Raw genomic sequence first — 25867 nt, 5'->3', positions numbered from 1 at the left:
CAAACTCTCCAAAAAAGAGTAAGATTAGCTCTTAAATAAAAATAAACTTAACGTTGACGTTTTTGCTTGCTTGTTCAGTTTTCAAAGAGCAATACTGGTGTTTTCATCAAATATGATCTGCAATATATTCTTGTTTTTCACAAGAAACTATAAAGTCGATACCGGCGAAAAAACTGCTTAAATCTTGTTTTTTCGTTCAGAAGCGACCTTATTAATATAACATGCAGGCCAATTGATGTCAATAACTTTTTTCAAGAAACTACCTTCGCCACTACTGGGTTTCGATCAACCCGCAGGCAGCGACGTTTATTAATATACCAGGATACAAAAACAAAGTCAACACCTTATTAAAGAAAATCAGATTAAATTTCATACCGTAAATTGCATACGTTAAATTTCATACCTTTTTAATTCTGTTTTTCGTCGGCATGTATTTCATGCATTCATACGGATCAGCGATTCGCTTAAATAAATTAAATAACAAATGATAGCGCTCCTGCATCGCCCGCTTTATCAGTGGTTCAATCCGTTCATCATTCCGATCAAATATAATCTCATCCATTTCTCTCTTCAATAAATATTGCAGCTCCTTGTGTTCTTTTTCGTTTATGATCATTCCAAGCATCCCGACACTTCCTTTCTGGCTACTTCTGTTCTTGTAGTCTTTTCGAATATCTCCTATTTTATAAACACAGTTTTTGATCATATTCATTTTTTCCGCGCATAGGATGGAGACAAGGAGTGCATTGGACGAGGTGAAGGATATGAATTTCTTTTTTGTCTTGAATGGAAAGTCTGTAAAACAGTTTATGCTCATCGTTTTTGCTGCTTTTTTCACTGCCTGGTTTTTGTATATGGAATCGATTGTTCAAATTCCTGCTTTTTCAGGGAAGGACGGACCAAAGGCTGTTTTCAAAGGGGAAAAGGATATTGCATTGACCTTTAACATCGGGTGGGGTGATGAGAAGGCCGAGCCAATTCTCGATACTTTACAAAGGGAAAATATTAAAGCTGCGACTTTTTTCCTTTCCGGTTCCTGGGCAGAAAGACATCCGGATTTAGTCAGCCGCATCGTTAAAGAAGGGTTTGAAATCGGGATGCTCGGATATGCCTATAAGGATTATACCGATTTAGAAGAAGCCGAAATCAGAAAGGATCTTATCCTTGCCAGGGAGGCTTTTAAAAAGCTAAATGTTAAAAACATCAAATTAACCAGACCCCCAACCGGACACTTTGATCAAAAAACATTAAAAATCGCTGATCGGCTCGGGCTTACAGTTGTTCACTGGAGTATAAACTCAAATGATTGGCAAAATCCCGGGATTGAATTAATTCGACAAAATGTCTCAAACGCCAAAAAGGGCGACATCATTCTATTACACGCCTCCGACTCTGCTAAGCAAACAGCTGAAGCACTGCCGCTTGTCCTCGCAGATATTAGGCAAAAAAACCTGAAGCTTGTCAGTGTCTCCGAAATGATCATGAATGGAGAGGCCGAATCGAAAGAGATCAAATAACATGATAAAAGCCGTCCACTTATGATTTGGACGGCTTTTTCTGAATTTCTTGCCTGCGCAGCTCCGAACTTTCGTTCAGCTTATGAAGAATCAGCAATTGATACGCATTACATACTAACAGCGGGAAAAGCATTAAATAGAGCCAGCCTTCTTCATTCACTCGCAAGGCCGGAACCCATTCAACCACAGTAACGACTGTCATGAAAAATAAAGCCGGGATAAAAGCAGCTTTATTAGTTTGTCTTGCCTTCCTATTTGCCACTACTAATCCGACGGCCAGAATAAAGACTGCTACTATCACATAAGGAAGCACGCTTGTTCCTTCTCCAAAAGCCTGATATCGAAAATAAACAAGGTCAAACAAAACGAATGCAATTAAAACCACTTGCACCGGCGCCCAAAGCGCTTTAAATATTCCCAAACCGAAGCGGTGTATCGTTAAGTACGCAAAAAAACCCATCTGACTGATGATACTGAAAATCAAGCCAACGCCAACTAACCAAAATAATATCGATAAAATTTCAATTAGATCAAAATCAACGAATGTGGGTTTGAATTCACTCCAACGAACAATAAACCCAACAATTCCAGTTGTAATCCCGCCGATTAACAGCGTGGACATAAATAACCTGACCAAGTTACGGCTAGTCACAAGCTTTCCCCCATACAATTCAATTCACTCCTGATTGTACCAAACTGAGCCTTGAAAAATCTAGGTATTCAGTCTTAAACGAATAATTTTTCTGAGTTTTTCTCATCATAAAAGCATGGATAGTAATACGAAAGGAGCTTAAATATGAATCGAACTTATCATCTGCTCCTGCCTTTTCTTGTAATAGGTCTAATTTCAGGCTGTGCGCAAAATGAGTCAGGCGGCGGTCAAGTTGATTATGAAGAAACGAAGAAAATGGTTGTCGATATATTACACACAGATGATGGAAGAAAAGCAATTGAAGAGGTTATGACAAGTGATGGAATGAAGCAAAATCTTGTCATGGAACAAGCAACGGTTTCTGATACGATCCAAACTACATTAACATCAGATAAAGGAACACAATTTTTGCAAAAATCGTTTGACGATCCTAAGTTTGCGGAAAGCATGGCCAAAAGCATGCAAAAGGAAAACGAGAAACTACTAAAAAATTTAATGAAGGACCCGGAATACCGCGCAATGATGGTGGAAATACTGAAAGACCCGGCGTTGCAAAGCGATGTCACCGATATTTTGAAAAGCAATGATTATCGGACTCATCTTCAAACCGTAGTTGCCGAAACATTTGAAAGTCCTTTGTATCAGGCTAGAATCCAGGACATACTTTTAAAAGCAGCAAATAAACCGCAAGGAGGTAAGCAAGACCAGGGTGGCGGCGGTGGCGGTGATCAGGGCAGCAGTGGAAACCAGAGCGGTGGTGGTGGTGGCGGTGGCGCTTAATGGTTTTATAAGCATGTTGTAAGCAAATAAAGGCTGGCCTTTCCGCAACGGAACGCCAGCCTTGTTTTATTTTCTTTCTAAACTGGTGATAACATTTTCTGCAATTTGCCGATAAATAACTCCCAATTTGTGATCCTCCTGATAAACGGATGGGGAAAAATCCTCTTCATTCCAATCCGGCTGTGATAGAGGAAGCTGTCCGAGCAGCTTTGTCTGCAGTTCGTCTGCCAGCTTTTCGCCACCGCCCTCGCCAAATACATATTCCTTATCGCCCGTTTTGCTTTCAAAATAGGACATGTTTTCAATAACACCAAGGATTTCATGTTCTGTCCTTAATGCCATCGCCCCTGCCCGCGCGGCCACGAATGCCGCGGTTGGATGCGGAGTTGTCACGATGATTTCTTTGCAGGCCGGCAGCATCGTATGTACATCAAGCGCTACATCCCCTGTACCAGGCGGAAGGTCAAGAAGAATATAATCGACTTCGCCCCACTCAACTTCGTTAAAGAAGCTATTCAGCATTTTTCCAAGCATCGGCCCGCGCCAAATAATCGGCGCATTGTCTTCAACAAAGAAACCCATTGAGATCACCTTAACGCCAAATCGTTCTACAGGCAAAATTCGTTCGCCCCTAACAACAGGGCGCTTTGTGATCCCCATCATATCCGGAACACTGAATCCGTAAATGTCTGCATCAATCAATCCAACTTTTTTGCCAAGCCGGGCCAGCGACACAGCTAAATTAACTGAAACCGTAGATTTTCCGACTCCGCCTTTTCCGCTCGCAACCGCAATAAAGGTTGTACTGCTTGCCGGTGAAAGCAGGCCTGCTTCCTCAGCAGGCACTTCAGAACGGAACTGAGCCAGCACCTCTTCTGGAAGCTCTGCAAAACGAATCCCAACAGACTCGGCACCAGCCTCTTTTAAAACCGCAACAACTTGCTGCTGAAGCTGAAGCTGCTCTGCAGTGCCAGTTTTCGCAATCGCAATCTTTACACTGACATGGTCTTTTTCTTCCTTAATTTTAATCTCTTGAATCGCATTGAGCTCTCCAAGCGATTTATGTAAAAAAGGTTCCTTTAAACCCGATAACGCTTCCCGAACTTTTCCTTCTGTGATCATTCATAAACACCCGCCTTTTGTATTCGTTTTCAATAGAAGTATAACACAAACCTGCCATCTGGCTGTTAACTCAATCACATCTGGAACAAGCAGTTTTTCCAAATTGTAAAATAAAATCGGCCATAAAACAATAAAGAAGGCTGAATAAATTTCGCCTTCCTTACCATTCCTCGTCTTGCAATTCGCTTTCATTTGCATAATACCGCAAAATCCCTTCATAGATCGATGCTGCCACTTTTTCCTGATAGGCGTCCTTTTGCAGCTTTGCTCTTTCGCCCGGATTCGAAAGAAAACCAATCTCAACGAGGACACCCGGTTTTTTTGCATGCTTTAATATATACACATTGCTTAGTGGCTTTGCTCTCCTGTCCGTATTTTCCAGGTTGCGCTTCAGCTCATCTTGAATAAATTTGGCAGCTTTCTTATTTTCTTTTATTTTTGGCGAATAAAATGTTTGTGCACCGCTCCAGCGTGAGGAAGGAATTGCATTTAAGTGGATGCTCGCATAAAAATCGGCTTCCGATTCATTGATCATCTCCAGCCTTTTTTTCAAATCCTCAACTTTTCGCCGACTGTAGCCTCTCGTTCCTTTGTCTGCAAGGTCTGTATCGGTCTCCCTTGTCAAGATTACTAATGCTCCCTGCTCCTGCAGGTATTCCCTGATTTTTAATGAGACTTTTAAAGCGATGTCTTTTTCGAGCACTTGTTTAGTACCTGCACCGCCATCGGGGCCGCCATGACCTGGATCAAGTAAAATAATTTTCCCGGACAGGGGCAGATTCCAAGATTTCCATGAACTGTTTTCTATAAAATCGTATTGCCATATCAAAAACAATACGAGAAGTCCTGCCATGAATATGCCCATTCTAAGCTTTTTTTTCATCGTCCAAATCACTCTCCTGCTCGTCCCTTTACCACTGAATATATGGGACAGGGAGCGATTTTAGAACGGTATTAATGGAGACGCAGTTTAAAGCGCCGCTCTCCTTTTAAATAACCCTCTTTCCACCATGTTTCTACATATTGCTCACACATCGATAATAATGTTTCATCATACACGCCTTCTTCACCCTTCCCCCAAAACAGTAGGAAATGGTAAAGCGTGTCCGTTAAATGCTGTTCTTCTTCTGTACACCTTTTCCGCGCCACTTCGATCCCTTCACCGTAGTAGCCGAATTTACTAAAGTTTGCGCCCAGCAAATATGATTCGATCGCGACATCATATAAAGCTTCCTCAAGGCCGGCGTTCATCAGCAATCCCGTAACAAACCTCGACGATCCAAAATATTGTTGCACCTTTTTCTTCAATAAGTTGACCGATATTTCACGCAGTAATGAGCGTTCATATTTCATCTGTTTAGCATGTTTCTTTTCTTTAAAGGAAGTAATGACGTTCAAGATATTTCACCCCTTGAAGATATTGTTCATCCTGAAAAGACGAGACATGCAGGCCCGAGCAGCCTTTCCTCTTCCAGTTTTTTTGGTTAAATTTATGAAGATCTATTGACTTCAGCAGATAATTTTCGATTAAAGCAAAAACATGGCGTAACCCGAAAATTCATGAATCAAAATCACATTTGGTTTAACAATAAGAAATGAAAAAACCCCAAATCCAAGTAGGATTCGAGGCTTGTAACAGATATAATTAACGCTTTGAGAACTGAGGAGCACGACGGGCACCTTTAAGACCGTATTTTTTACGTTCTTTCATACGTGCGTCACGAGTTAATAGTCCTGCGCGCTTTAATGTTGGACGGTATTCTGGATCAGCTTGCAGTAGCGCACGAGCGATACCGTGGCGGATAGCGCCAGCTTGGCCAGTGTAGCCGCCGCCGTTTACGTTAACGATGATGTTGTAGCTGCCAACTGTTTCAGTTGCTACTAGCGGCTGCTGAACAACCTCACGTAAAGCTGCGAATGGAATGTATTCCTGGATATCACGATCGTTGATGATGATTTGTCCATCACCAGGCACTAAACGTACACGAGCAACGGAGCTCTTACGACGGCCAGTACCAATATATTGAACTTGTGCCATATTAATAACCTCCCTTTAAAATTATCCGCGAAGTTCGTAAACTTCCGGTTGTTGTGCTTGATGCGGATGCTCGCTGCCAGCATATACGTTCAGCTTTTTAAACATTTGACGGCCAAGAGAATTCTTTGGAAGCATGCCTTTAATTGCAAGTTCCAGCATTTTCTCAGGGTAATTTGTACGCATTTCAAGAGCCGTTCTTTGTTTTAGTCCACCTGGATGCATTGTGTGACGGTAGTAGATTTTGTCAGTAAGTTTTTTACCAGTTAACTCGATTTTTGAAGCATTTATGATGATTACATGATCACCAGTGTCAACATGTGGTGTAAAAGTTGGTTTGTTTTTTCCACGTAGAATTGATGCTACTTCACTAGCAAGACGGCCCAAAGTTTGGCCTTCAGCATCAATTACGTACCATTTACGCTCGATATTATTGGCATTTGCCATAAACGTTGTACGCATGATTTACCCTCCTAATAAAATCAATTACATTATTGGTTTCATATATTTTCAAGCACGATTCACTTTCCGGGGCTTATCGTGGGGCTAAAATACATACCATATGATATAATACCTTGTTGTTTCCAATTTGTCAACACCAGGATTAGTTGTCATGGACGTTTTTGTGCTTCCTCAATAGAAGACTTTCCATAAATACAAGCCATGTCCCGGGATTGTCTTTCCGGCAAGTGTGCGGTCCCGTTTTTCAAGGATTTCCGGAATCTGATACGGGCTTCGTTCTCCTGAGCCAATTTCCAACAAAGTACCGACAATGATGCGGACCATATTATACAAAAATCCGTTCCCAACCAGGCGGAATACGAGCAGATCTCCTTCTTCAAAAAACTCAATTTCCTTAATCGTCCTGACTCTGTCTTCGATCGTCGTCTTCGCGGAACAGAACGAAGTAAAATCATGGCTCCCGATAAAAAATTTCAAAGCTTCTTTCATCGCTACATAGTCGATTGGATAAGAAAACTGATAGGCATAATTACGCTTAAATGGATCCCGCCGCGCTGATAAATGCACGAAATAACGATATTCCTTGCCGACTGTATCGAATCTCGCATGGAAGCCCGCCACTGCCTTTTCAATCCTGTTGACAGCAATGTCTCCCGGAAGCAAAGTATTTAAAGCCAGCTCCCATTTTGAAACAGGAATGTGCAAAGGAGAATCAAAGTGAATGACCTGACCCTTCGCATGCACGCCCGCATCGGTCCGGCCGGATGCGGTGACAGGCACTGAATTTCCTTTATGCAGTTTTGCGAGCGCAGTTTCCAATTCTTTCTGAACCGTTCGAGCATTGGGCTGAACCTGGTAACCGGAAAACTGCGATCCATCATATGAAAGGGTACATTGATAACGTTGCATTTTGCAGCAGCTCCATTATGATCGATATATACTAAGCAGCACAGTGATAGCGAGAAGGAGAGCAATCATCGCCGTGTCAAGGCCTGTCCATCTTAGCTGCCGGTATCTCGTCCGTCCTTCACCGCCGCGGTAACCACGCGCTTCCATCGCTACTGCCAATTCTTCCGCCCGCTTGAACGAACTGACAAACAGCGGGATTAACAGCGGGACAATCGCCTTGATCCGGTCCTTGATTGGACCGCCTGTAAAATCGACTCCTCTTGCCGTTTGGGCTTTCATTATTTTATCTGTTTCCTGCATTAGAGTCGGAATAAACCGCAGGGAAATGGACATCATAAGTGCTAATTCATGAACCGGAAACTTTATCTTGTTTAGCGGGTTTAATAGGCTTTCCAATCCGTCGGTAATTTCGATTGGTGTTGTCGTCAGCGTCAGCAACGAGGTAATCAAAATCAGCAGGAAGAAACGCAATGAAATGAATACCCCCTGCCTTAAGCCTTCTTCATATATTTTAATTGGCCCAAGTTCAAACAGGAGCTGTCCTTCTTTTGTTAAAAAAACATGGAGCATAAGCGTAAAAAGAACAAGCCAGAGAACAGGTTTTAACCCTCCATAAAGGAAGCGAACCGGTATTTTTGACATTGCGACCATAAAAACCGTATAGGCAGCAAGAATGGCGTAAGTTAAAAAATTATTGGCGATGAAAACAATACAGACAAACAAAAAGACAATCAATATTTTGGAGCGGGGATCCATGCGATGAATCGCAGATTCGGCAGGGACATAACGGCCGAAAATCATTTTTTCCATCATTTCGGTGTCTCCCCCTTCCAAAAATGCGCAATTTCATCCGTTAATTGCTCCATTGAAAGGTATGTTTTAGCAAATTTCATCTGGAAAACTTCTTCTATTTTATGCTGAAACCGGACCACCTCCGGAACATCAAGGCCAAGATTAATCAGTTCAGCAGGGTTCGAGAAAATCGTTTCCGGCGTCCCCTTTTTGAATACTTTCCCGTCGTTCATAATCACAATTTCGTCAGCATAGCGTGCGGCATCTTCCATGCTGTGAGTGACTAGTATCGTTGTCAGGCCTCTTTCCTGATGCAGCCTGTAAAACATCTCCATAATTTCTCTTCGTCCTCGCGGATCCAGTCCGGCCGTCGGTTCGTCGAGAACAATGACTTCGGGGTCCATCGCTAAAACTCCGGCAATCGCGACTCGCCTCATCTGCCCGCCTGATAGGTCAAATGGCGACTTTTCGAGGATATCCTCCGACAGCCCCACCTGTTTAATCGTTTCGCGGGCCCGCTTTTTTGCCTCATGTTCCGGCACGCCAAAGTTCAATGGCCCGAAGCAGATATCCTTTTCGACCGTTTCCTCAAACAGTTGATGCTCGGGGAATTGAAAGACAATGCCTACCTTCTGGCGAATCGGGCGCAGATTTTTTTCTTTTTTATCAGCTGTAATTTCCCTATCCCCGATTAAGACTTTCCCTTTTGTCGGTTTTAACAGGGCATTTAAATGTTGGAGGATTGTCGATTTCCCTGAGCCTGTATGGCCAATGATCGCCATATATAAGCCTGAAGGGATATCCAGGTTGACATCCTTGATCGCCAGCCGCTCAAAAGGGGTATTTGCCTGGTATGAGTATTCTACTTGCTGTAGCGAGATGTCCATAGCTCAGTCACCAACTCTTCTTCGGATAGAAATTGTTTCGGCACAGGAATACCCTTATTCCGCAATGCTTTGCTGACCTTCACCGGAAATGGAATATCAAGGCCAAGATCGATTAATTCCTCGTCAAGTTCAAATATATCTTCAGGTGTGCCTTCCCGATGTATTTGTCCTTTGTTCATTACTAAAATCCGGTCTGCTTTTGCGGCTTCTTCAAGATCATGGGTAATTGAAATAACGGTCAAATGCTTTTCGTTTTTCAATTGTCGCACAGTATTCAATACTTCTTCCCGTCCGCGCGGATCAAGCATTGAGGTTGCTTCATCGAGAAGAATAATCGCCGGCCGCAGTGCCAGGATTCCGGCAATCGCAACGCGTTGTTTTTGTCCCCCCGACAGATGGTGCGGCTCTTGATCAAGAAATGGTGCCATCTTGACTCTTTCTAATGCTTCTTGAACACGTTTAACCATCACATCTCTTTCGATCCCATGGTTTTCTAAACCAAAAGCCACATCATCCTGAACTGTTGTTCCAACAAATTGATTATCAGGATTCTGGAAAACCATTCCAAGCTGTTTACGGATGTCCCAGACTGTTTCCTCAGTGAGCTCCATGCCACAAACTTCAATCGTTCCTTGTTTCGGGAATTGAAGTCCGTTCAACAGCTTTGCCAGCGTTGATTTTCCAGAGCCGTTATGCCCGACAATCGCCAGCCATTCACCTTCAAATAATGTAAATGAGACATCGTTAAGTGCCAATTCCTGTTGCCCTTCATATTGGAAAGATACATTTTCCAACACAATCAGCGGCTTTTCCATCACTGCTCCTCCTCTCATCTCCGAAAAGCTTCACTCATCTCTTTTTGCTTAAACAATCGGAACAAATTGCTGAAAATATAAAAAAAGCCTGCACCTCTCCCCGGGCGAAAAGACTTTTCGCGTTGGCCACGATATTCCAAAAGGAATAGGGGGAGGTGCATGAGCTAGACGAGACAGGACAGCAATAGGAACAAGCGGGTTTTAGCTTGTGTCCGCAGGTTTTCAGCTTGTTTCCAAACAAAACTTGCTTGCAGAATGCATTTCGCCTTCAGTATAAAGGCGGCATATGACATTTACATCCGGTATAGCTTTACTTGCGCATCTGATATGCCTGAAAGCCCGGCCTAAATGTCACTCCTGCTCATTATAACGCTCTATTTTGGCTTTGCTGGAGATTTTTATAAGAAAAGCATAAGCTTCTTTGGAACTAACACCAGCTTATTCCTGTGCTTTTCTAATTTTTAAAAAAAGGGCATAGAACAAGTTCTTTAAAACTGTCCGCCGCCCTTGTTAAATGTGCAATATTAAACTAGCTCAATGATAACCATTGGCGCACCGTCTCCGCGGCGAGGGCCTAGTTTCATGATGCGAGTATATCCACCCTGGCGCTCTCCATAGCGTGGAGCAACGTCAGCAAATAGTTTTTGCAGTGCATCCTGGTTTGTTTCAGCATCTGCTATTTCATTGCGAATGAAAGCAGCTGCCTGGCGGCGTGCATGTAAGTCTCCACGCTTTCCTAGAGTGATCATTTTTTCTACAACTGAACGAAGCTCTTTCGCACGAGTTTCAGTTGTTTCAATGCGCTCATTGATGATTAAGTCTGTAGCTAAGTCACGTAACATAGCTTTACGCTGTGCGCTTGTGCGTCCTAACTTTCTGTATCCCATGAGAGTTTCCCTCCTTTGTTGAAGTCTTATCATAATCAGAAGCTAACAGCAAAAATGCCTAGTTAAACACATTGTTAACTAGTCAGTCATCTTTACGCAAGCCTAGTCCAAGCTCTTCTAGTTTGTGCTTTACTTCTTCAAGAGATTTGCGTCCTAAATTACGTACTTTCATCATATCTTCTTCCGTTTTGTTGGCTAATTCCTGAACGGTATTGATGCCGGCACGCTTTAAGCAATTATATGAACGAACCGAAAGATCAAGCTCCTCAATGGTCATTTCCAGAACTTTTTCTTTTTGGTCTTCTTCTTTTTCAACCATAATCTCAGCATTTTGTGCTTCGTCAGTTAAACCAACAAAGATGTTTAAATGCTCGGTCAAAATTTTCGCCCCAAGAGCAATCGCCTCTTTGGGACCTGTGCTTCCATCTGTCCAAACATCAAATGTCAACTTATCATAGTTTGTCATTTGGCCAACACGTGTATTTTCTACCTGATATTGAACGCGTGAAACTGGTGTATAGATAGAGTCAATAGGAATAACGCCGATAGGCTGATCTTCTCTCTTGTTCTGATCAGCTGGGGTATATCCACGGCCTCTTCTAGCCGTTAAACGCATGCGCAGGTGACCGTTCGATCCAAGGGTAGCAATGTGAAGATCAGGATTCAGAATCTCAATATCACTGTCATGCGTAATCTCAGCTGCAGTTACGTTTCCCTCGCCTTGAACGTCGATCTCAAGCGTCTTTTCTTCATCAGAATAGATTTTCAGTGCTAGTTTTTTAATGTTTAGTATGATAGATGTAACATCTTCCACGACGCCTTCAATTGTTGAAAATTCATGTAGCACTCCATCGATTTGAATCGATGTGACAGCGGCACCCGGGAGTGAGGATAATAGGATACGACGTAAGGAGTTACCCAAAGTTGTACCATATCCACGCTCAAGTGGTTCCACAACGAACTTCCCGTACTTGGCATCATCGTTGATCTCAACCGTTTCGATTTTTGGTTTTTCTATTTCGATCATCAAATATATACCCTCCTTCAAAACGTCGGAACCCCGGCTGGATTTTCCCTACCGAAACTTCCCCCATGTCTACGTTCCCGTTTGTGCACAACAACTGGAGTTAATGTTTCTGTACGAACATAAAAAAATTGTATCATATCCCATTATAGACAGGGATACAAAATCTATACAGAAAAATTATACTCGGCGGCGTTTTGGTGGACGGCATCCATTATGAGGAACTGGAGTTACGTCTCTGATTGCTGTTACTTCAAGACCAGCAGCTTGAAGAGCACGGATCGCAGCTTCACGGCCTGCACCAGGTCCTTTAACTGTTACTTCAAGAGTTTTCATGCCATGTTCTTGAGAAGCTTTCGCCGCAGTTTCTGCCGCCATTTGAGCAGCAAAAGGAGTAGACTTACGAGAACCTTTAAAGCCAAGAGCTCCGGCACTTGACCAAGAAATCGCGTTACCATGTACGTCAGTAATGGTTACGATTGTGTTATTGAAAGTTGAACGAATATGTGCAACGCCTGCTTCAATATTCTTTTTCACACGGCGTTTGCGTGTATTAGTTTTACGAGCCATTAATAGTACCTCCTTTACCGATTATTTCTTCTTGTTCGCTACAGTCTTACGAGGACCTTTACGCGTACGAGCATTGTTTTTCGTATTTTGTCCGCGAACGGGCAAACCACGGCGGTGACGTAACCCACGATAGCTTCCAATTTCCATTAAACGCTTAATATTAAGGGAAACTTCACGGCGAAGGTCACCTTCTACCTTTAATTTATCAATATTTTCACGGATTTTATTTAACTCTTCTTCCGTTAAGTCACGAACACGAGTGTCTTCAGAAACACCAGCTTCAGCTAAAACCTTTTGTGCAGTGTTTTTACCGATACCAAAAATGTAAGTTAAAGAGATAACTACACGCTTTTCACGTGGGATATCCACTCCAGCAATACGTGCCATCTATACAAGCACCTCCTTCTATATTAGCCTTGTTTTTGTTTATGTTTAGGGTTTTCGCAGATAACCATAACTTTGCCGCGTCGACGAATAACTTTACATTTTTCGCAGATCGGCTTAACAGATGGTCTAACTTTCATTATTCTAACCTCCTTGATAGTACGGAGTGCATCAGATTATTTAAAGCGGTACGTAATTCTTCCGCGTGTTAAGTCATATGGAGAAAGCTCAACAGTTACTTTATCACCCGGTAAAATACGAATAAAGTGCATGCGGATTTTGCCCGAGACATGAGCCAACACAGTATGACCATTTTCTAATTCTACCTTAAACATGGCATTAGGCAAAGTTTCAATAACGGTGCCTTCTACTTCGATTACATCATCTTTAGCCATCGAACTCGTCTCCCTTCTTCTTTCAACACGTATTCTTCCAAAAGTTTTGCAGAGCAACGCGTGGTTTTCATCTTTTACAGCCTGCAGCTTCCTGCTGTGAATATATTTGGTGATGCACAATTTTTTAGCAGAAAATGGTTGTGATCCTCATTTTGCTTCAGCATAAATGATAGCTTATGCTGAGATGAATAAATCGTTCAACCTTTCATTTTCCAACCTTATAATTATAGCATATTGAATGATTATACGCCCGCATTTTTATCGGAATCCTATCCAAAACTGCGAATCGCACATTTCCAGGCAATTGGATCTAGACTTTTGTTAAAATCTCATAGCCAGCTTCAGTAATCGCAATCGTATGCTCAAAATGTGCACACATCTTTCCATCTACTGTAACCACTGTCCAATCGTCCGCTAATGTCTTTACATATCGACTGCCTGCATTCACCATCGGTTCAACAGCAAGTACCATGCCAGGCCGTAAGCGCGGTCCTTTATTCGGCGGACCGTAATGAGGAATTTGCGGGTCCTCATGTAAGTCTTGCCCGATTCCGTGACCGACATACTCACGCACAATGGAAAAACCGTTTGTTTCAGCATGCGTTTGGATCGCATGGGAGATGTTTGATAGACGTTCGCCTGGTTTAGCTTCCTTCAGACCTTCATAGAGAGAAGCTTCGGTTACGTCCAATAGACGCACCGTTTCTTCATCTATTTTTCCAACAGGGTAGGTCCAGGCTGAGTCACCATGATACCCGTTAAACTTCGCACCGATATCAATGCTGATTATGTCGCCCTCGTTGAGGACACGGCTACCTGGTATCCCGTGAACAAGCTCATTATTAACAGAAGTGCAAATACTGCCACTAAATCCGTTGTACCCTTTAAAAGAAGGATAAGCATTAGACGCACGGATAAACCGGTCGGCAATTGCATCCAACTCTTTCGTTGTTACGCCGGGAACAATATATTTTTTCAGTTCCTGGTGGGTTAGTGCCACTATCCGTCCAGCTTCCTTCATGATCTCTATTTCACGGGGAGTTTTACAAATAATCATTACTTTAAGCCTCCAAGCAACTTATCAATATCAGCAAAAACTAAATCGATATCCTGCTGACCATCGATGTTGCGTAAATAGCCTTTTGTCTCATAAAAGTCTAATAAAGGCTTGGATTGTTGAATGTTTACATCCAGGCGATTTTTAACTGTTTCTGAATTATCATCTGCGCGCTGATACAATTCACCGCCACAGCGATCACACACATTCTCGACAGCAGGAGGATTAAAAACAAGGTGATAGGTAGCACCACAGTTTTTACAGATGCGCCGACCCGTTAAACGTTCCATTAGAATGGCTTGATCGACATCAATATTGATGACGTAATCTATTTTCATTCCCAAGCCTGATAGTATATCCTCAAGCGCTTCCGCTTGAGCTACTGTTCTTGGAAACCCATCTAATAAGAAACCTTTTTTACAGTCATCCTTGCTTAATCGTTCACGGACAATGCCGATTGTTACCTGATCGGGAACAAGCTCGCCTTTATCCATAAATGATTTTGCTTTTAAACCCAGCTCCGTTCCATCTTTGATGGCTGAACGGAACATATCTCCTGTTGAGATATGAGGGATGTCGTATTTGGCAACAATTTTTTCGGCTTGCGTGCCTTTTCCTGCACCCGGAAGCCCCATTAAAACTAGATTCATCAGTATCCCCCTCAGTCTCTAATAGGCTTTAGGGAACAAAAGTCCCCAAAACCAAATTATTTAATAAAGCCTTTGTAATGGCGCTTTACAAGCTGAGCTTCAAGCTGCTTCATCGTCTCTAAGGCAACCCCTACAACGATAAGCAAGCTCGTTCCACCAATTTGAGCAGATTGAGGCAGTCCGGCAAATTGGGTAAAGAATACCGGCAGAACAGCAATAAGCGCTAGGAAAATCGAACCGACTAATGTCAACCGATATAAAACCCCGGTCAAGTACTCTTGAGTGCTTTTTCCAGGACGTATTCCAGGAATATAACCGCCTTGCTTTTTAAGGTTTTCAGCAACCTGCTCAGGATTCACCTGTATGAAGGCATAAAAATATGCAAAGGCGATAATCAATGCCACATATAGGCTCATCCCGATCGGACTTGTGTAATCAAACGTATCTTGGATCCATCTGGTTACATCATTCGAGCCGAAAAACGAAGAAATCGTCGGCGGAGTAACAACAAAAGAGACCGCGAAAATGACCGGGATAACGCCCGCTGCATTTACTTTTAACGGTAGATGCGTTGATTGGCCACCTGTCTGACGGCCTGCCGCTGCCATCCTTTTCGCATACTGAATCGGGATTTTACGCAATGCTTGTTGAATAAAAATCGTTCCAACAATAATCGCGATGACAGCAAGAACAATCAACAATGCGGTCACAATCCGAAGAAATAATTCTTCGCCTGCATTCTCAAACTGCTGCGCGTAAATTTGATTGACCGCTGTCGGAATTCCGGCAACAATACCTGCAAAAATGATAATTGAAATGCCGTTGCCGACACCTTTTGCTGTGATTTGTTCGCCGAGCCACATTAAGAATGCAGTACCAGCGGTAAGAACAATCGCAATCAGCAGATAAGTTGTCACGCCGGGGTTTTCAATTAACAAGCCGTTAGCCATCGTATTGAAACCATAAGACATACCAACAGCCTGGATTAAACCAAGCACAATCGTAAAATAGCGGGTAAACTGGGCTAATTTACGGCGTCCAACCTCCCCTTGCTTTGACCATTCCGTAAACTTGGGCACGACATCCATCTGTAAAAGCTGAACGATAATCGAGGCTGTAATATACGGCATGATTCCCATCGCAAGAATTGAGAAGTTAAATAACGCTCCGCCTCCAAATGTGTTTAGCACGCCAAAAACATTAAGTTCATCTTGTGCTTTTAAAATATCAGCATTCACATTCGGTACAGGTATAAATGCACCGATGCGAAAAACAATCAACATTAAAAGGGTGAATATGATCTTTCGTCTTATTTCACCCACGCGCATAAAATTGGAGATTGTCTGAAACATTAGATCACCTCAGTTTGACCGCCGGCAGCTTCAATCGCTTCCTTAGCAGCAGAGGAGAATTTATGAGCTTTAACTGTAAGCTTTTTCTCAACATTTCCTTTTGCAAGAATCTTAATTCCTGCTTTCTCGTTGCTTACTACACCGGTTTCGATCAGAAGTTCTGGAGTAACTTCAGTACCGTCTTCAAAGCGGTTAAGCGTCTCAAGGTTCACGACTGCATATTCTGTACGGTGGATATTCGTGAATCCACGTTTAGGCAAGCGTTGGAAAAGAGGTGTTTGACCACCCTCAAAGCCGGGACGAACACCGCCGCCGGAACGGGCGTTTTGACCTTTATGACCTCTACCGGCAGTTTTGCCGTTACCAGAACCAATACCGCGACCTTTACGTTTACGTTCTTGACGAGAACCTTCTGCAGGGTTTAATTCATGAAGTTTCATTGTTTGGCACCTCCTTATTCAAAGAAGAATGGATTTATTGTTCTTTAACCGTCACAAGGTGAGCAACTTTATTGATCATGCCGCGGATAGCGGCGTTATCTTGCTGCTCAACTGTTTGGTGCATTTTCCGTAATCCTAAAGCTTTAACTGTTTCGCGTTGGTCCTGCGGGCGACCAATCACGCTGCGAGTGAGGGTAATTTGCAATTTGTTAGCCATTTGGTTTCCCTCCTTATCCTAACAGTTCTTCTACTGATTTACCACGCAGCTTCGCTACGTCTTCAGCACGTTTTAATTGTTTTAATCCGTCAATCGTTGCACGAACCATGTTGATTGGAGTGTTAGTTCCTAATGATTTGGATAGGATATCAGCTACACCAGCTAATTCAAGTACCGCACGAACCGGACCACCAGCGATGATTCCTGTACCGGCAGAAGCAGGTTTGATCAGGATTTCACCAGCGCCAAAGCGGCCGATTACAAGGTGAGGAGTAGTTCCTCCAACCATAGGCACTTCGATTAAGTTTTTCTTAGCATCTTCAATTGCCTTGCGAATAGCATCTGGCACTTCTTGCGCTTTACCAGTTCCGAACCCAACGTGACCGTTTTTGTCGCCAACTACTACAAGAGCAGAGAAACGGAAACGACGTCCGCCTTTAACAACTTTCGCTACACGATTAACTGTAACTACGCGCTCTTCAAGTTCAAGTTTGTTTGGATCAATACGACGCATCTTTTTGTGTCCCTCCTTTGTTATTAAAATTCTAAGCCGTTTTCGCGGGCTGCATCTGCCAATGCCTGAACACGTCCATGGTACAGATAGCCTCCACGATCAAATACTACAGATTTAACGCCTTTTTCCACTGCACGTTTTGCAATTAATTCTCCGACCTTTTGAGCAGCTTCAACATTAGCGGTAGTCTCTAAAGAAACTTCTTTGTCCATTGTAGAGGCACTTGCTAAAGTAACTCCATTAACATCGTCAATTAGTTGCGCATAAATGTGTTTATTTGAACGGAACACATTTAAACGAGGACGAGCTTCAGTACCGCTAAGCTTTGAACGGACACGAGCATGTCTTTTCAAGCGAACGGCGTTTTTATCAAGCTTCGTAATCATTAACGTCACTCCTTTCGTTTACCTATGCGGCATTACTTACCAGTTTTACCTTCTTTACGACGCACATATTCGCCTTCATAACGAATTCCTTTGCCTTTGTACGGCTCTGGAGGACGAACCTGGCGGATATTGGCAGCCAACGCACCAACGCGTTCTTTGTCAGTACCCTTAATTATGACTTTTGTATTTGCAGGAACATCGATTTCAATGCCTTCTTCTGGTTCAATTTCAACCGGATGAGAATATCCTACGTTTAATACTAGTTTTTTACCTTGCTTTTGAGCACGATAACCAACACCGATTAACTCAAGGTTTCTTTCGAAGCCTTTGGATACACCTTCCACCATATTTGCGATAACTGCGCGAGTAGTTCCGTGCAATGCGCGATGTTCTTTCATATCAGATGGACGAGAAATGTTGATTACATTCTCTTCGACTTTAATTTCAATCTCAGGATTAAAAGAGCGAGTAAGATCGCCTTTAGGACCCTTAACTGTCACAGTGCCGTTATCAGCAGTGACTGTAACACCAGTTGGAATATCAATTGGTTTTTTACCTACGCGAGACATTTATTGCACCTCCATTCTTTCAGAAACTGTATTACCAAACGTATGCTAATACTTCGCCGCCAACTTGCTTAGCGCGAGCTTCTTTGTCAGTTAAAACACCTTGAGAAGTTGAAACAAGTGCGATACCAAGACCGTTCAGTACGCGGGGGACTTCGGTTGATTTTGCGTATACGCGAAGTCCAGGCTTGCTGATACGTTTTAAACCAGTGATAACACGCTCGTTGCTTGCACCGTACTTTAAGAAGATACGGATGATACCTTGTTTGTTGTCTTCGATAAACTCTACATCACGAACGAAGCCTTCACGCTTCAAAATCTCAGCGATTTCTTTTTTGATGTTAGAAGCAGGTACTTCTAATTTTTCGTGACGTACCATATTCGCATTACGAATACGTGTAAGCAAATCTGCAATTGGATCTGTCATGACCATTGTTTTTACCTCCTTCCCAGACTTGGGTTTTACCAGCTAGCTTTTTTGACACCAGGAATTTGTCCCTTGTATGCTAATTCACGGAAACAGATACGGCAAAGCTTAAATTTACGGTATACAGAGTGTGGACGTCCGCAACGTTCGCAGCGTGTGTACTCTTGTACTTTGTGTTTATGCGTGCGTTTTTGTTTCACAATCATTGACTTTTTAGCCACGTTTTCGCCTCCCTTATTTTTGGAATGGCATTCCGAATTGAGTTAAAAGCTCACGAGCTTCTTCATCAGTGTTAGCCGTAGTAACAAGAACGATATCCATACCACGTACTTTGCTTACTTTATCATAATCAATTTCAGGGAAGATTAACTGCTCTTTCACACCAAGAGTGTAGTTTCCACGGCCATCAAATGACTTTTTGGAAACCCCGCGGAAGTCACGTACACGCGGAAGAGATACAGATACCAACTTGTCAAGAAACTCATACATGCGCTCACCGCGAAGAGTTACTTTCGCGCCGATTGGCATGCCTTCACGAAGGCGGAAACCAGCGATTGACTTTTTCGCACGAGTAACAACCGGTTTTTGACCTGTGATTGTTGCAAGCTCTTCAACAGCGTTGTCCAGTGCTTTTGCGTTCGCAACAGCATCACCAACACCCATGTTGATTACAATTTTTTCAAGCTTCGGTACTTCCATTACAGATGTATAGTTGAACTTGCTCATCAGAGCAGGAGTTATTTCTTTAGAAAATTTTTCTTTTAGGCGGTTCACTTCATTGTACCTCCCTTCTTAATAAACTATTTATCTAAAAATTCACCAGATTTTTTCGCAATGCGGACTTTTTTGCCGTCAACCTCTTTGAATCCAACACGGGTTGGTTCTCCGGATTTAGGATCGATAGGCATTACGTTTGATACATGAATAGGTGCCTCCAGGCTGATAATTCCGCCTTGCGGATTGACTTGAGAAGGTTTTGAGTGCTTCTTCACAACATTAATTCCTTCTACAAGTACTCGGCTTTGCTTTGGAAAAGCTGCCAGGATAGTTCCTGTTTTGCCTTTATCTTTGCCTGAGATGACCATAACTTTGTCACCTTTTTTCACATGCATCTGTCGCACCTCCTTAAAGGCATTGAAATTTAAATTATAGTACTTCTGGAGCTAGTGATACAATTTTCATAAAGTTGTTGTCGCGCAGTTCACGAGCAACCGGTCCGAAGATACGAGTCCCACGAGGGCCTTTATCATCACGGATAATTACACATGCGTTTTCATCAAAACGAATGTATGTGCCATCTTTACGACGAACCCCGCTCTTTGTACGGACGATAACCGCCTTAACAACGTCACCTTTTTTAACAACGCCACCTGGTGTTGCTTGTTTGACTGTACAAACGATCACGTCACCAATATTAGCAGTCTTGCGGCCAGAACCACCAAGAACTTTAATCGTTAGGACTTCACGAGCACCAGAGTTGTCAGCAACTTTCAAACGTGTTTCTTGTTGAATCATGAGTGTAACCTCCCTTCGGAATCAACATACTCCGAACAATTAAATAATTACGGCTTTTTCTACTATTTCTATTAAGCGGAAGCGCTTAGTTGCAGAAAGTGGACGAGTTTCCATAATACGGACTACATCGCCAATTTTCGCTTCATTTTGCTCATCATGAGCTTTGAATTTCTTAGAGTATTTAACGCGTTTACCGTATAAAGAATGCTTTTTATGTGTTTCAACAAGAACAGATACGGTTTTATCCATCTTGTCTGAAACAACGCGCCCTGTGTAAACTTTGCGTTGGTTGCGTTCACTCATTGTGCGAACCTCCTCTCAGGTTTTCTACTTGCTAAGGCCAATTTCTCTTTGACCAATAACTGTTTTCATGCGGGCAATCGATTTACGTACTTCACGAATGCGAGCAGTGTTTTCAAGTTGTCCAGTCGCCAATTGAAAGCGAAGGTTGAAAAGCTCTTCTTTCAATGATTTAACTTTTTGTTCTATTTCAGCAGTGGTTAGGTCACGAATTTCATTAGCTTTCATTTGATTCACCACCAATTTCTTCTCGTTTCACAAACTTGCACTTAATTGGAAGCTTGTGTGCCGCAAGACGCAATGCTTCGCGAGCGACCTCTTCAGGTACACCGGCAATTTCAAACATTATTTTCCCTGGCTTAACAACAGCTACCCATCCTTCAGGAGCACCTTTACCTGAACCCATCCGGACTTCAAGAGGCTTTGCAGTAAATGGTTTATGAGGGAAGATTTTAATCCAAACTTTACCGCCACGTTTCATGTAACGAGTCATGGCAATACGAGCAGCTTCGATTTGGCGGTTTGTAATCCAGCTAGCTTCTGTAGCCTGCAAACCAAATTCACCAAATGTTACTTCTGCTCCGCCTTTCGCGCGTCCGCGCATTTTCCCGCGATGATCACGACGATATTTAACGCGTTTTGGCATTAACATATTATTTGCCTCCTTCCTCAGTCTTCTTCTTGGTAGGAAGGACTTCTCCACGATAGATCCATACTTTTACGCCAAGCTTACCATAAGTGGTATCAGCTTCAGCTGTAGCATAGTCGATGTCAGCACGAAGAGTATGAAGTGGAACTGTTCCTTCGCTATAGTGTTCAGAACGAGCGATGTCCGCTCCGCCTAAACGACCAGAAACCATTGTTTTGATTCCTTTTGCACCGGCACGCATTGCACGTTGGATCGCTTGCTTTTGCGCACGGCGGAATGAAACACGGTTTTCTAATTGACGAGCAATGTTTTCAGCAACTAATTTAGCATCAATATCTGCTCTTTTAATTTCGAGAATGTTGATGTGTACACGTTTGCCTGTAAGTGAGTTTAGAGCTTTACGAAGTGCTTCAACTTCTGTACCGCCTTTACCAATAACCATACCTGGCTTAGCAGTGTGGATAGTGATATTTAAACGATTGGCAGCACGTTCGATTTCTATTTTAGAAACAGAAGCATCACTTAAACGCTTAGTGATATATTCGCGAACTTTGATGTCTTCGTGTAATAGATCCGCATAGTCTTTTCCAGCGTACCACTTGGATTCCCAATCACGGATGATTCCGATACGCAAACCGACTGGATTTACTTTTTGACCCACTGATTATCCCTCCTTCTTTTCTGATAAAACGATAGTGATATGACTAGTGCGTTTGTTAATTGCGCTTGCACGGCCCATTGCACGAGGACGGAAACGTTTCAATGTTGGTCCTTCGTCTACATAAGCTTGTTCTACGATCAGGTTGTTTATATCCAGTTCATAGTTATGCTCTGCGTTGGCAGCAGCTGATTTTAATACCTTTTCAACGATCAGTGAAGCAGCTTTTGGAGTGTGGTTTAAAATTGCAACCGCTTCTCCCACTTGCTTTCCTCGAATTAAATCTACGACTAAACGAGCTTTACGAGGAGCAATACGAACTGTTCTTGCAACAGCTTTTGCTTGCATCTGAATGCCCTCCTCTCATTAACGTCTTGTTTTCTTATCGTCACTTGCATGGCCTTTATAAGTACGAGATGGAGCGAATTCTCCAAGCTTGTGACCTACCATGTCTTCAGTGATGTATACAGGCACATGTTTGCGACCGTCATAAACAGCAACAGTGTGTCCGATGAATTGCGGGAAGATCGTAGAACGGCGAGACCAAGTTTTTACAACTTGCTTGCCTTCAGTCTCATTTAACTTTTCGATCTTGTTAATTAAATGCTCATCAACAAAAGGTCCTTTTTTTAAGCTGCGACCCATGGGTGAACCTCCCTTCGTGATTGTGCTACGGCTCTATGTGTGAACCGTAGTTCAATCCCGTTATTTTTTACGGCGACGTACGATAAATTTATCTGATTTGTTCTTTTTCTTGCGTGTTTTGAATCCAAGGGTTGGTTTGCCCCATGGAGACATTGGTGATTTACGTCCGATAGGGGCGCGTCCTTCACCACCACCGTGTGGGTGATCGTTAGGGTTCATTACAGATCCACGAACTGTCGGGCGCTTGCCTAACCAGCGTGAACGACCTGCTTTACCAATGTTGATTAGTTCGTGCTGCTCGTTGCCCACCTGGCCGATTGAAGCGCGGCAAGTAGCAAGAATCATGCGAACCTCACCTGAGTTTAAACGAACCAATACGTATTTGCCTTCTTTACCAAGCACCTGCGCGCTTGTTCCAGCTGAACGTACCAATTGTCCGCCTTTACCAGGCTTTAACTCGATATTGTGGATAACTGTACCCACAGGAATGTTTGATAGCGGAAGAGCGTTTCCTACTTTAATGTCAGCTTCAGGACCTGACATAACCTCTAAACCTACTTCGAGGTTTTTAGGAGCTAGGATGTAACGTTTTTCTCCATCTACATAGTTAATCAATGCAATGTTTGCGGAACGGTTTGGATCATACTCAATAGTGGCAACGCGTCCTGGAATGCCATCTTTATCGCGCTTAAAGTCGATTAGACGGTATTGACGCTTATGGCCGCCACCTTGATGACGAACAGTTAACTTACCCTGGTTGTTGCGGCCGCCTTTTCTTGTTAAAGGAGCAAGCAAGGATTTTTCCGGTTTGTCAGTTGTGATTTCAGCGAAATCAGAACTAGTCATGCCGCGACGACCGTTGGAGGTAGGTTTGTACTTTTTAATCGCCATTTTATTTCCCTCCTCTTCTAGTTAAAAATATTAAGCCTCAAAAATTTCAATTTCTTTGCTGTCTTCAGTTAGTTTCACAATAGCTTTGCGACGTTTGTTTGTATAGCCGCCAAATTTACCCATGCGCTTGAATTTACCTTTGTAGTTCATGATGTTGACTTTCTCAACTTTCACATCAAAGATTTCTTGAACAGCGTCTTTAACTTGGGTTTTGTTCGCTCTAACATCGACTTCGAATGTGTATTTCTTCTCAGCCATGGCATCAGAAGAAGCTTCAGTGATTACGGGGCGCTTAATGATTTCTCGTGCATCCATTATGCAAGCACCTCCTCTACTTTTTCAACCGCTGCTTTCGTCATGATTAACTTATCATGATTCAAAACATCTAAAACGTTGATTCCAGAAGCAGTTACAACAGTTACACCAGGGATGTTGCGAGCAGATAATGCTACGTTCTCATCGAGGTCAGCTGTAACGATAAGCGCTTTTGATTCAACTGAAAGACCTTTAAGGAGTCCTTTGAAGTCTTTTGTTTTTGGTGCTTCGAAAGCAAGGTTTTCTAATACTAGGATATTTTCATCTATCACTTTAGAAGATAGTGCAGATTTAATCGCTAAACGACGTACTTTTTTCGGTAGTTTGTAGCTGTAGCTGCGTGGAACAGGTCCAAATACAGTACCACCGCCGCGCCATTGTGGAGAACGGATCGATCCTTGACGTGCACGTCCAGTTCCTTTTTGGCGCCATGGCTTGCGTCCGCCGCCGGCTACTTCAGAACGAATTTTAGTTTTATGAGTTCCTTGACGCAATGATGCTCTTTGCATGATCACAGCTTCAAACAACACATGGTTATTAGGCTCGATGCCAAATACAGATTCATTAAGCTCGATTTCACCAACTTGTGATCCGTCTTGGCTGTATAATGCTACTTTAGGCATTTTGTTTCCTCCTTTCCTGTGAAGATATTATGCTTTTACCGCAGTTTTGATCTTAAGCAATGCTTTTCTGGCTCCAGGTACGTTACCTTTCACTAAAAGCAAGTTGCGCTCAGCGTCAACCTTAACGATTTCAAGGTTTTGTACAGTGATTTGCTCTCCGCCCATACGTCCAGGTAATGCTTTACCTTTGAATACACGGTTTGGAGCAACAGGTCCCATTGAACCAGGGCGACGGTGATAACGAGATCCGTGTGCCATTGGTCCGCGAGATTGTCCATGGCGCTTAATTGAACCCTGGAAACCTTTACCTTTTGAGATACCAGTTACATCAACTGTATCGCCTTCTGCAAAAATATCAACTTTGACTTCTTGACCAACTTCATACTCTGCTAAGTTAACTCCGCGTAATTCACGAACGAAGCGCTTAGGAGCAGTATTCGCTTTTGCAACATGTCCTTTTTCAGGTTTGTTGGAAAGCTTTTCGCGCTTGTCTTCAAAACCTAGTTGAACCGCTTCATAGCCGTCAGTTTCAACTGATTTCTTTTGAAGAATAACGTTCGCTCCCGCTTCAACAACTGTTACCGGAATAAGGTCCCCGTTTTCAGCAAACACTTGAGTCATACCAATCTTTCTTCCTAAGATTCCTTTGGTCATTTCAGTCACACCTCCTAAATAATTGTGTGGTTTATTTCATTAAAGTTTAATTTCGATATCTACGCCTGATGGCAAGTCTAAACGCATTAATGAGTCAACAGTTTGTGGTGTTGGGTTAATGATGTCGATTAGACGTTTGTGTGTGCGCATTTCAAACTGCTCACGAGAATCCTTGTACTTATGCACCGCACGAAGAATAGTGTAGATTGACTTTTCTGTCGGAAGCGGGATCGGACCTGATACTGCTGCACCGGAACGTTTCGCTGTTTCAACAATTTTCTCTGCGGATTGATCAAGAATCCTGTGATCATACGCTTTTAAACGGATACGAATCTTTTGTTTTGCCATTACTTTCCCTCCTTTTCGCCTATTTTAAAATAGACATTCTCCGTGGAAATTTCCCACACACTCGCCATGGCAAAGCGGCCGGGTGTGTCAGCAACCTTCCACATCATCGCAGTCAAAGACCAACATTGTCTATTATACAGAAATCATAAAGCAAACGCAAGCTGTTCTTTGAATTCTTTATGTTTCACACACTTTTTTATTATAGCGATGTCCGTACCTCTTTTCAAGAGATTCCTTGTTTCCAATAATTTTTCCTGATATGGAGATTCTGCAATGTAAAAATCCCGCTGAAATTTCCAGGATGATTTAAGGGAAACGGTAAAATAATATTTTTTACGTGTTGCAAATATAGTGGATACATTCTAGTTGTAGAGTAGAAAACAGGAATTAGATATTGTCTTCTTGTCCTCGGGTTTCAGGGTGTTCCAC

43 protein-coding genes are annotated in these 25867 nt (G+C 42.8%); 2 read left to right on the top strand and 41 right to left on the bottom strand.

Annotated features, from left to right (window positions below):
- Positions 1-397: 397 nt before the first annotated feature.
- Entirely contained in the window at positions 398-625 is a 228-nt protein-coding gene (locus CVD23_RS21035; protein ID WP_101667066.1) for a hypothetical protein, read from the bottom strand.
- A gap of 139 nt (positions 626-764) precedes the next feature.
- Here CVD23_RS21035 and pdaB point away from each other — a divergent pair, with 139 nt between their 5' ends.
- Positions 765-1517 carry a polysaccharide deacetylase family sporulation protein PdaB gene (gene pdaB, locus CVD23_RS21030; RefSeq protein WP_101667065.1) on the top strand — a complete coding sequence of 251 codons (753 nt, stop codon included), beginning with the start codon at positions 765-767 and terminating at the stop codon, positions 1515-1517.
- Between the two features lie 19 nt (positions 1518-1536).
- Here pdaB and CVD23_RS21025 read toward each other — a convergent pair whose 3' ends face one another.
- Complete coding sequence (locus tag CVD23_RS21025) at positions 1537-2169, bottom strand: KinB-signaling pathway activation protein (protein ID WP_101667067.1); 633 nt, start codon at positions 2167-2169, stop codon at positions 1537-1539.
- A gap of 144 nt (positions 2170-2313) precedes the next feature.
- Between CVD23_RS21025 and gerD the strand changes: the two genes are divergently transcribed.
- Positions 2314-2949, top strand: a complete 636-nt coding sequence (gene gerD, locus CVD23_RS21020; RefSeq protein ID WP_101667064.1) for a spore germination lipoprotein GerD — start codon at positions 2314-2316, stop codon at positions 2947-2949.
- Positions 2950-3015: 66 nt separating this feature from the next.
- Here the strand turns inward: gerD and CVD23_RS21015 are convergent, their stop codons facing one another.
- The 39 genes from CVD23_RS21015 to rpsJ form a co-directional block, all read right to left on the bottom strand.
- Positions 3016-4071, bottom strand: a complete 1056-nt coding sequence (locus tag CVD23_RS21015; protein ID WP_101576176.1) for an Mrp/NBP35 family ATP-binding protein — start codon at positions 4069-4071, stop codon at positions 3016-3018.
- Between the two features lie 160 nt (positions 4072-4231).
- On the bottom strand, positions 4232-4954 hold the full coding sequence (cwlD, locus tag CVD23_RS21005) for an N-acetylmuramoyl-L-alanine amidase CwlD (RefSeq protein ID WP_101576178.1): 723 nt from the start codon (positions 4952-4954) through the stop codon (positions 4232-4234).
- Positions 4955-5025: 71 nt separating this feature from the next.
- Positions 5026-5469 carry a DUF2521 family protein gene (locus CVD23_RS21000; protein WP_101576179.1) on the bottom strand — a complete coding sequence of 148 codons (444 nt, stop codon included), beginning with the start codon at positions 5467-5469 and terminating at the stop codon, positions 5026-5028.
- 247 nt (positions 5470-5716) lie between these two features.
- Positions 5717-6109 (bottom strand): 30S ribosomal protein S9, encoded by a 393-nt coding sequence (gene rpsI / locus CVD23_RS20995; protein ID WP_101576180.1) that lies wholly within the window; start codon positions 6107-6109, stop codon positions 5717-5719.
- 21 nt (positions 6110-6130) lie between these two features.
- Positions 6131-6568 (bottom strand): 50S ribosomal protein L13, encoded by a 438-nt coding sequence (gene rplM / locus CVD23_RS20990; protein ID WP_101576181.1) that lies wholly within the window; start codon positions 6566-6568, stop codon positions 6131-6133.
- Between the two features lie 171 nt (positions 6569-6739).
- Positions 6740-7477, bottom strand: a complete 738-nt coding sequence (truA, locus tag CVD23_RS20985) for a tRNA pseudouridine(38-40) synthase TruA (RefSeq protein ID WP_101667063.1) — start codon at positions 7475-7477, stop codon at positions 6740-6742.
- Between the two features lie 15 nt (positions 7478-7492).
- A complete protein-coding gene (locus tag CVD23_RS20980) occupies positions 7493-8290 on the bottom strand; it encodes an energy-coupling factor transporter transmembrane component T family protein (RefSeq protein WP_101667062.1) in 798 nt (265 codons plus the stop codon).
- Entirely contained in the window at positions 8287-9156 is an 870-nt protein-coding gene (locus CVD23_RS20975; protein ID WP_101576184.1) for an energy-coupling factor ABC transporter ATP-binding protein, read from the bottom strand. The genes CVD23_RS20980 and CVD23_RS20975 overlap by 4 nt, the downstream gene beginning before the upstream one ends.
- Positions 9132-9971 carry an energy-coupling factor ABC transporter ATP-binding protein gene (locus tag CVD23_RS20970; protein ID WP_101576185.1) on the bottom strand — a complete coding sequence of 280 codons (840 nt, stop codon included), beginning with the start codon at positions 9969-9971 and terminating at the stop codon, positions 9132-9134. Before CVD23_RS20970 ends, CVD23_RS20975 begins: the two co-directional genes overlap by 25 nt.
- 524 nt (positions 9972-10495) lie before the next feature.
- A complete protein-coding gene (gene rplQ / locus CVD23_RS20965; protein ID WP_101576186.1) occupies positions 10496-10858 on the bottom strand; it encodes a 50S ribosomal protein L17 in 363 nt (120 codons plus the stop codon).
- An 82-nt stretch (positions 10859-10940) separates the two neighbouring features.
- Positions 10941-11885, bottom strand: coding sequence for a DNA-directed RNA polymerase subunit alpha (locus CVD23_RS20960; RefSeq protein ID WP_101576255.1), 945 nt, complete (start codon positions 11883-11885; stop codon positions 10941-10943).
- A 177-nt stretch (positions 11886-12062) separates the two neighbouring features.
- Positions 12063-12452 carry a 30S ribosomal protein S11 gene (gene rpsK / locus CVD23_RS20955; protein WP_101576187.1) on the bottom strand — a complete coding sequence of 130 codons (390 nt, stop codon included), beginning with the start codon at positions 12450-12452 and terminating at the stop codon, positions 12063-12065.
- Positions 12453-12473: 21 nt separating this feature from the next.
- Positions 12474-12839: a 30S ribosomal protein S13 gene (gene rpsM / locus CVD23_RS20950; protein WP_101576188.1), complete on the bottom strand. Its 366-nt coding sequence runs from the start codon at positions 12837-12839 to the stop codon at positions 12474-12476.
- Between the two features lie 23 nt (positions 12840-12862).
- A complete protein-coding gene (gene rpmJ, locus CVD23_RS20945) occupies positions 12863-12976 on the bottom strand; it encodes a 50S ribosomal protein L36 (protein ID WP_000868344.1) in 114 nt (37 codons plus the stop codon).
- A gap of 36 nt (positions 12977-13012) precedes the next feature.
- Positions 13013-13231 carry a translation initiation factor IF-1 gene (infA, locus tag CVD23_RS20940; RefSeq protein WP_010191517.1) on the bottom strand — a complete coding sequence of 73 codons (219 nt, stop codon included), beginning with the start codon at positions 13229-13231 and terminating at the stop codon, positions 13013-13015.
- 310 nt (positions 13232-13541) lie between these two features.
- Positions 13542-14288 (bottom strand): type I methionyl aminopeptidase, encoded by a 747-nt coding sequence (gene map / locus CVD23_RS20935; RefSeq protein WP_101576189.1) that lies wholly within the window; start codon positions 14286-14288, stop codon positions 13542-13544.
- Positions 14288-14938: an adenylate kinase gene (locus CVD23_RS20930; protein ID WP_101667061.1), complete on the bottom strand. Its 651-nt coding sequence runs from the start codon at positions 14936-14938 to the stop codon at positions 14288-14290. The genes map and CVD23_RS20930 overlap by 1 nt, the downstream gene beginning before the upstream one ends.
- A gap of 56 nt (positions 14939-14994) precedes the next feature.
- Entirely contained in the window at positions 14995-16290 is a 1296-nt protein-coding gene (secY, locus tag CVD23_RS20925) for a preprotein translocase subunit SecY (protein ID WP_101576191.1), read from the bottom strand.
- Entirely contained in the window at positions 16290-16730 is a 441-nt protein-coding gene (rplO, locus tag CVD23_RS20920; RefSeq protein WP_101576192.1) for a 50S ribosomal protein L15, read from the bottom strand. Before rplO ends, secY begins: the two co-directional genes overlap by 1 nt.
- 34 nt (positions 16731-16764) lie before the next feature.
- Positions 16765-16947 carry a 50S ribosomal protein L30 gene (rpmD, locus tag CVD23_RS20915; RefSeq protein WP_101576193.1) on the bottom strand — a complete coding sequence of 61 codons (183 nt, stop codon included), beginning with the start codon at positions 16945-16947 and terminating at the stop codon, positions 16765-16767.
- 13 nt (positions 16948-16960) lie between these two features.
- Positions 16961-17461 carry a 30S ribosomal protein S5 gene (gene rpsE / locus CVD23_RS20910; protein WP_101576194.1) on the bottom strand — a complete coding sequence of 167 codons (501 nt, stop codon included), beginning with the start codon at positions 17459-17461 and terminating at the stop codon, positions 16961-16963.
- Between the two features lie 23 nt (positions 17462-17484).
- Complete coding sequence (gene rplR, locus CVD23_RS20905; protein ID WP_101576195.1) at positions 17485-17847, bottom strand: 50S ribosomal protein L18; 363 nt, start codon at positions 17845-17847, stop codon at positions 17485-17487.
- A 32-nt stretch (positions 17848-17879) separates the two neighbouring features.
- Positions 17880-18416, bottom strand: coding sequence for a 50S ribosomal protein L6 (rplF, locus tag CVD23_RS20900; protein WP_101667060.1), 537 nt, complete (start codon positions 18414-18416; stop codon positions 17880-17882).
- 31 nt (positions 18417-18447) lie between these two features.
- Positions 18448-18846 (bottom strand): 30S ribosomal protein S8, encoded by a 399-nt coding sequence (gene rpsH / locus CVD23_RS20895; RefSeq protein ID WP_101576197.1) that lies wholly within the window; start codon positions 18844-18846, stop codon positions 18448-18450.
- A gap of 29 nt (positions 18847-18875) precedes the next feature.
- On the bottom strand, positions 18876-19061 hold the full coding sequence (locus CVD23_RS20890; protein ID WP_101576198.1) for a type Z 30S ribosomal protein S14: 186 nt from the start codon (positions 19059-19061) through the stop codon (positions 18876-18878).
- 13 nt (positions 19062-19074) lie between these two features.
- On the bottom strand, positions 19075-19614 hold the full coding sequence (gene rplE / locus CVD23_RS20885) for a 50S ribosomal protein L5 (protein ID WP_101576199.1): 540 nt from the start codon (positions 19612-19614) through the stop codon (positions 19075-19077).
- Positions 19615-19640: 26 nt separating this feature from the next.
- On the bottom strand, positions 19641-19952 hold the full coding sequence (rplX, locus tag CVD23_RS20880; RefSeq protein ID WP_101576200.1) for a 50S ribosomal protein L24: 312 nt from the start codon (positions 19950-19952) through the stop codon (positions 19641-19643).
- A 34-nt stretch (positions 19953-19986) separates the two neighbouring features.
- On the bottom strand, positions 19987-20355 hold the full coding sequence (gene rplN, locus CVD23_RS20875; RefSeq protein WP_101576201.1) for a 50S ribosomal protein L14: 369 nt from the start codon (positions 20353-20355) through the stop codon (positions 19987-19989).
- 39 nt (positions 20356-20394) lie between these two features.
- The gene (gene rpsQ / locus CVD23_RS20870) at positions 20395-20658 is read right to left on the bottom strand and encodes a 30S ribosomal protein S17 (protein ID WP_101576202.1); all 264 of its coding nucleotides are present in this window, start codon (positions 20656-20658) and stop codon (positions 20395-20397) included.
- 24 nt (positions 20659-20682) lie between these two features.
- A complete protein-coding gene (gene rpmC / locus CVD23_RS20865; RefSeq protein ID WP_101576203.1) occupies positions 20683-20883 on the bottom strand; it encodes a 50S ribosomal protein L29 in 201 nt (66 codons plus the stop codon).
- On the bottom strand, positions 20873-21307 hold the full coding sequence (rplP, locus tag CVD23_RS20860; RefSeq protein ID WP_101576204.1) for a 50S ribosomal protein L16: 435 nt from the start codon (positions 21305-21307) through the stop codon (positions 20873-20875). The genes rpmC and rplP overlap by 11 nt, the downstream gene beginning before the upstream one ends.
- A gap of 1 nt (position 21308) precedes the next feature.
- Positions 21309-21965, bottom strand: a complete 657-nt coding sequence (rpsC, locus tag CVD23_RS20855) for a 30S ribosomal protein S3 (RefSeq protein ID WP_101576205.1) — start codon at positions 21963-21965, stop codon at positions 21309-21311.
- A gap of 3 nt (positions 21966-21968) precedes the next feature.
- Positions 21969-22310, bottom strand: coding sequence for a 50S ribosomal protein L22 (gene rplV, locus CVD23_RS20850; RefSeq protein WP_101576206.1), 342 nt, complete (start codon positions 22308-22310; stop codon positions 21969-21971).
- Between the two features lie 18 nt (positions 22311-22328).
- Entirely contained in the window at positions 22329-22607 is a 279-nt protein-coding gene (rpsS, locus tag CVD23_RS20845; protein WP_101576207.1) for a 30S ribosomal protein S19, read from the bottom strand.
- A 60-nt stretch (positions 22608-22667) separates the two neighbouring features.
- Positions 22668-23498 carry a 50S ribosomal protein L2 gene (gene rplB / locus CVD23_RS20840; protein ID WP_101576208.1) on the bottom strand — a complete coding sequence of 277 codons (831 nt, stop codon included), beginning with the start codon at positions 23496-23498 and terminating at the stop codon, positions 22668-22670.
- 30 nt (positions 23499-23528) lie between these two features.
- Positions 23529-23813 carry a 50S ribosomal protein L23 gene (gene rplW / locus CVD23_RS20835; protein ID WP_101576209.1) on the bottom strand — a complete coding sequence of 95 codons (285 nt, stop codon included), beginning with the start codon at positions 23811-23813 and terminating at the stop codon, positions 23529-23531.
- A complete protein-coding gene (rplD, locus tag CVD23_RS20830) occupies positions 23813-24436 on the bottom strand; it encodes a 50S ribosomal protein L4 (protein WP_101576210.1) in 624 nt (207 codons plus the stop codon). The genes rplW and rplD overlap by 1 nt, the downstream gene beginning before the upstream one ends.
- 27 nt (positions 24437-24463) lie before the next feature.
- Positions 24464-25090, bottom strand: a complete 627-nt coding sequence (rplC, locus tag CVD23_RS20825) for a 50S ribosomal protein L3 (protein ID WP_101576211.1) — start codon at positions 25088-25090, stop codon at positions 24464-24466.
- A gap of 39 nt (positions 25091-25129) precedes the next feature.
- Complete coding sequence (gene rpsJ / locus CVD23_RS20820; RefSeq protein WP_009791329.1) at positions 25130-25438, bottom strand: 30S ribosomal protein S10; 309 nt, start codon at positions 25436-25438, stop codon at positions 25130-25132.
- Positions 25439-25867 lie beyond the last annotated feature (429 nt).

Source organism: Bacillus sp. V33-4 (assembly GCF_002860225.1).
Lineage (GTDB): Bacteria > Bacillota > Bacilli > Bacillales > Cytobacillaceae > Bacillus_BJ > Bacillus_BJ canaveralius.
This window is presented reverse-complemented; position numbering and strand designations above follow the sequence as displayed.

Coding starts and splice junctions, on each gene's coding strand:
- CVD23_RS21035 (WP_101667066.1), bottom strand. CDS start 625: ATGCTTGGAATGATCATAAACGAAAAAGAACACAAGGAGCTGCAATAT.
- pdaB (WP_101667065.1), top strand. CDS start 765: ATGAATTTCTTTTTTGTCTTGAATGGAAAGTCTGTAAAACAGTTTATG.
- gerD (WP_101667064.1), top strand. CDS start 2,314: ATGAATCGAACTTATCATCTGCTCCTGCCTTTTCTTGTAATAGGTCTA.
- CVD23_RS21015 (WP_101576176.1), bottom strand. CDS start 4,071: ATGATCACAGAAGGAAAAGTTCGGGAAGCGTTATCGGGTTTAAAGGAA.
- cwlD (WP_101576178.1), bottom strand. CDS start 4,954: ATGAAAAAAAAGCTTAGAATGGGCATATTCATGGCAGGACTTCTCGTA.
- rpsI (WP_101576180.1), bottom strand. CDS start 6,109: ATGGCACAAGTTCAATATATTGGTACTGGCCGTCGTAAGAGCTCCGTT.
- rplM (WP_101576181.1), bottom strand. CDS start 6,568: ATGCGTACAACGTTTATGGCAAATGCCAATAATATCGAGCGTAAATGG.
- truA (WP_101667063.1), bottom strand. CDS start 7,477: ATGCAACGTTATCAATGTACCCTTTCATATGATGGATCGCAGTTTTCC.
- CVD23_RS20980 (WP_101667062.1), bottom strand. CDS start 8,290: ATGATGGAAAAAATGATTTTCGGCCGTTATGTCCCTGCCGAATCTGCG.
- CVD23_RS20975 (WP_101576184.1), bottom strand. CDS start 9,156: ATGGACATCTCGCTACAGCAAGTAGAATACTCATACCAGGCAAATACC.
- CVD23_RS20970 (WP_101576185.1), bottom strand. CDS start 9,971: ATGGAAAAGCCGCTGATTGTGTTGGAAAATGTATCTTTCCAATATGAA.
- rplQ (WP_101576186.1), bottom strand. CDS start 10,858: ATGGGATACAGAAAGTTAGGACGCACAAGCGCACAGCGTAAAGCTATG.
- CVD23_RS20960 (WP_101576255.1), bottom strand. CDS start 11,885: ATGATCGAAATAGAAAAACCAAAAATCGAAACGGTTGAGATCAACGAT.
- rpsK (WP_101576187.1), bottom strand. CDS start 12,452: ATGGCTCGTAAAACTAATACACGCAAACGCCGTGTGAAAAAGAATATT.
- rpsM (WP_101576188.1), bottom strand. CDS start 12,839: ATGGCACGTATTGCTGGAGTGGATATCCCACGTGAAAAGCGTGTAGTT.
- rpmJ (WP_000868344.1), bottom strand. CDS start 12,976: ATGAAAGTTAGACCATCTGTTAAGCCGATCTGCGAAAAATGTAAAGTT.
- infA (WP_010191517.1), bottom strand. CDS start 13,231: ATGGCTAAAGATGATGTAATCGAAGTAGAAGGCACCGTTATTGAAACT.
- map (WP_101576189.1), bottom strand. CDS start 14,288: ATGATTATTTGTAAAACTCCCCGTGAAATAGAGATCATGAAGGAAGCT.
- CVD23_RS20930 (WP_101667061.1), bottom strand. CDS start 14,938: ATGAATCTAGTTTTAATGGGGCTTCCGGGTGCAGGAAAAGGCACGCAA.
- secY (WP_101576191.1), bottom strand. CDS start 16,290: ATGTTTCAGACAATCTCCAATTTTATGCGCGTGGGTGAAATAAGACGA.
- rplO (WP_101576192.1), bottom strand. CDS start 16,730: ATGAAACTTCATGAATTAAACCCTGCAGAAGGTTCTCGTCAAGAACGT.
- rpmD (WP_101576193.1), bottom strand. CDS start 16,947: ATGGCTAACAAATTGCAAATTACCCTCACTCGCAGCGTGATTGGTCGC.
- rpsE (WP_101576194.1), bottom strand. CDS start 17,461: ATGCGTCGTATTGATCCAAACAAACTTGAACTTGAAGAGCGCGTAGTT.
- rplR (WP_101576195.1), bottom strand. CDS start 17,847: ATGATTACGAAGCTTGATAAAAACGCCGTTCGCTTGAAAAGACATGCT.
- rplF (WP_101667060.1), bottom strand. CDS start 18,416: ATGTCTCGCGTAGGTAAAAAACCAATTGATATTCCAACTGGTGTTACA.
- rpsH (WP_101576197.1), bottom strand. CDS start 18,846: ATGGTCATGACAGATCCAATTGCAGATTTGCTTACACGTATTCGTAAT.
- rplX (WP_101576200.1), bottom strand. CDS start 19,952: ATGCATGTGAAAAAAGGTGACAAAGTTATGGTCATCTCAGGCAAAGAT.
- rplN (WP_101576201.1), bottom strand. CDS start 20,355: ATGATTCAACAAGAAACACGTTTGAAAGTTGCTGACAACTCTGGTGCT.
- rpsQ (WP_101576202.1), bottom strand. CDS start 20,658: ATGAGTGAACGCAACCAACGCAAAGTTTACACAGGGCGCGTTGTTTCA.
- rpmC (WP_101576203.1), bottom strand. CDS start 20,883: ATGAAAGCTAATGAAATTCGTGACCTAACCACTGCTGAAATAGAACAA.
- rplP (WP_101576204.1), bottom strand. CDS start 21,307: ATGTTAATGCCAAAACGCGTTAAATATCGTCGTGATCATCGCGGGAAA.
- rplV (WP_101576206.1), bottom strand. CDS start 22,310: ATGCAAGCAAAAGCTGTTGCAAGAACAGTTCGTATTGCTCCTCGTAAA.
- rpsS (WP_101576207.1), bottom strand. CDS start 22,607: ATGGGTCGCAGCTTAAAAAAAGGACCTTTTGTTGATGAGCATTTAATT.
- rplB (WP_101576208.1), bottom strand. CDS start 23,498: ATGGCGATTAAAAAGTACAAACCTACCTCCAACGGTCGTCGCGGCATG.
- rplW (WP_101576209.1), bottom strand. CDS start 23,813: ATGGATGCACGAGAAATCATTAAGCGCCCCGTAATCACTGAAGCTTCT.
- rplD (WP_101576210.1), bottom strand. CDS start 24,436: ATGCCTAAAGTAGCATTATACAGCCAAGACGGATCACAAGTTGGTGAA.
- rplC (WP_101576211.1), bottom strand. CDS start 25,090: ATGACCAAAGGAATCTTAGGAAGAAAGATTGGTATGACTCAAGTGTTT.
- rpsJ (WP_009791329.1), bottom strand. CDS start 25,438: ATGGCAAAACAAAAGATTCGTATCCGTTTAAAAGCGTATGATCACAGG.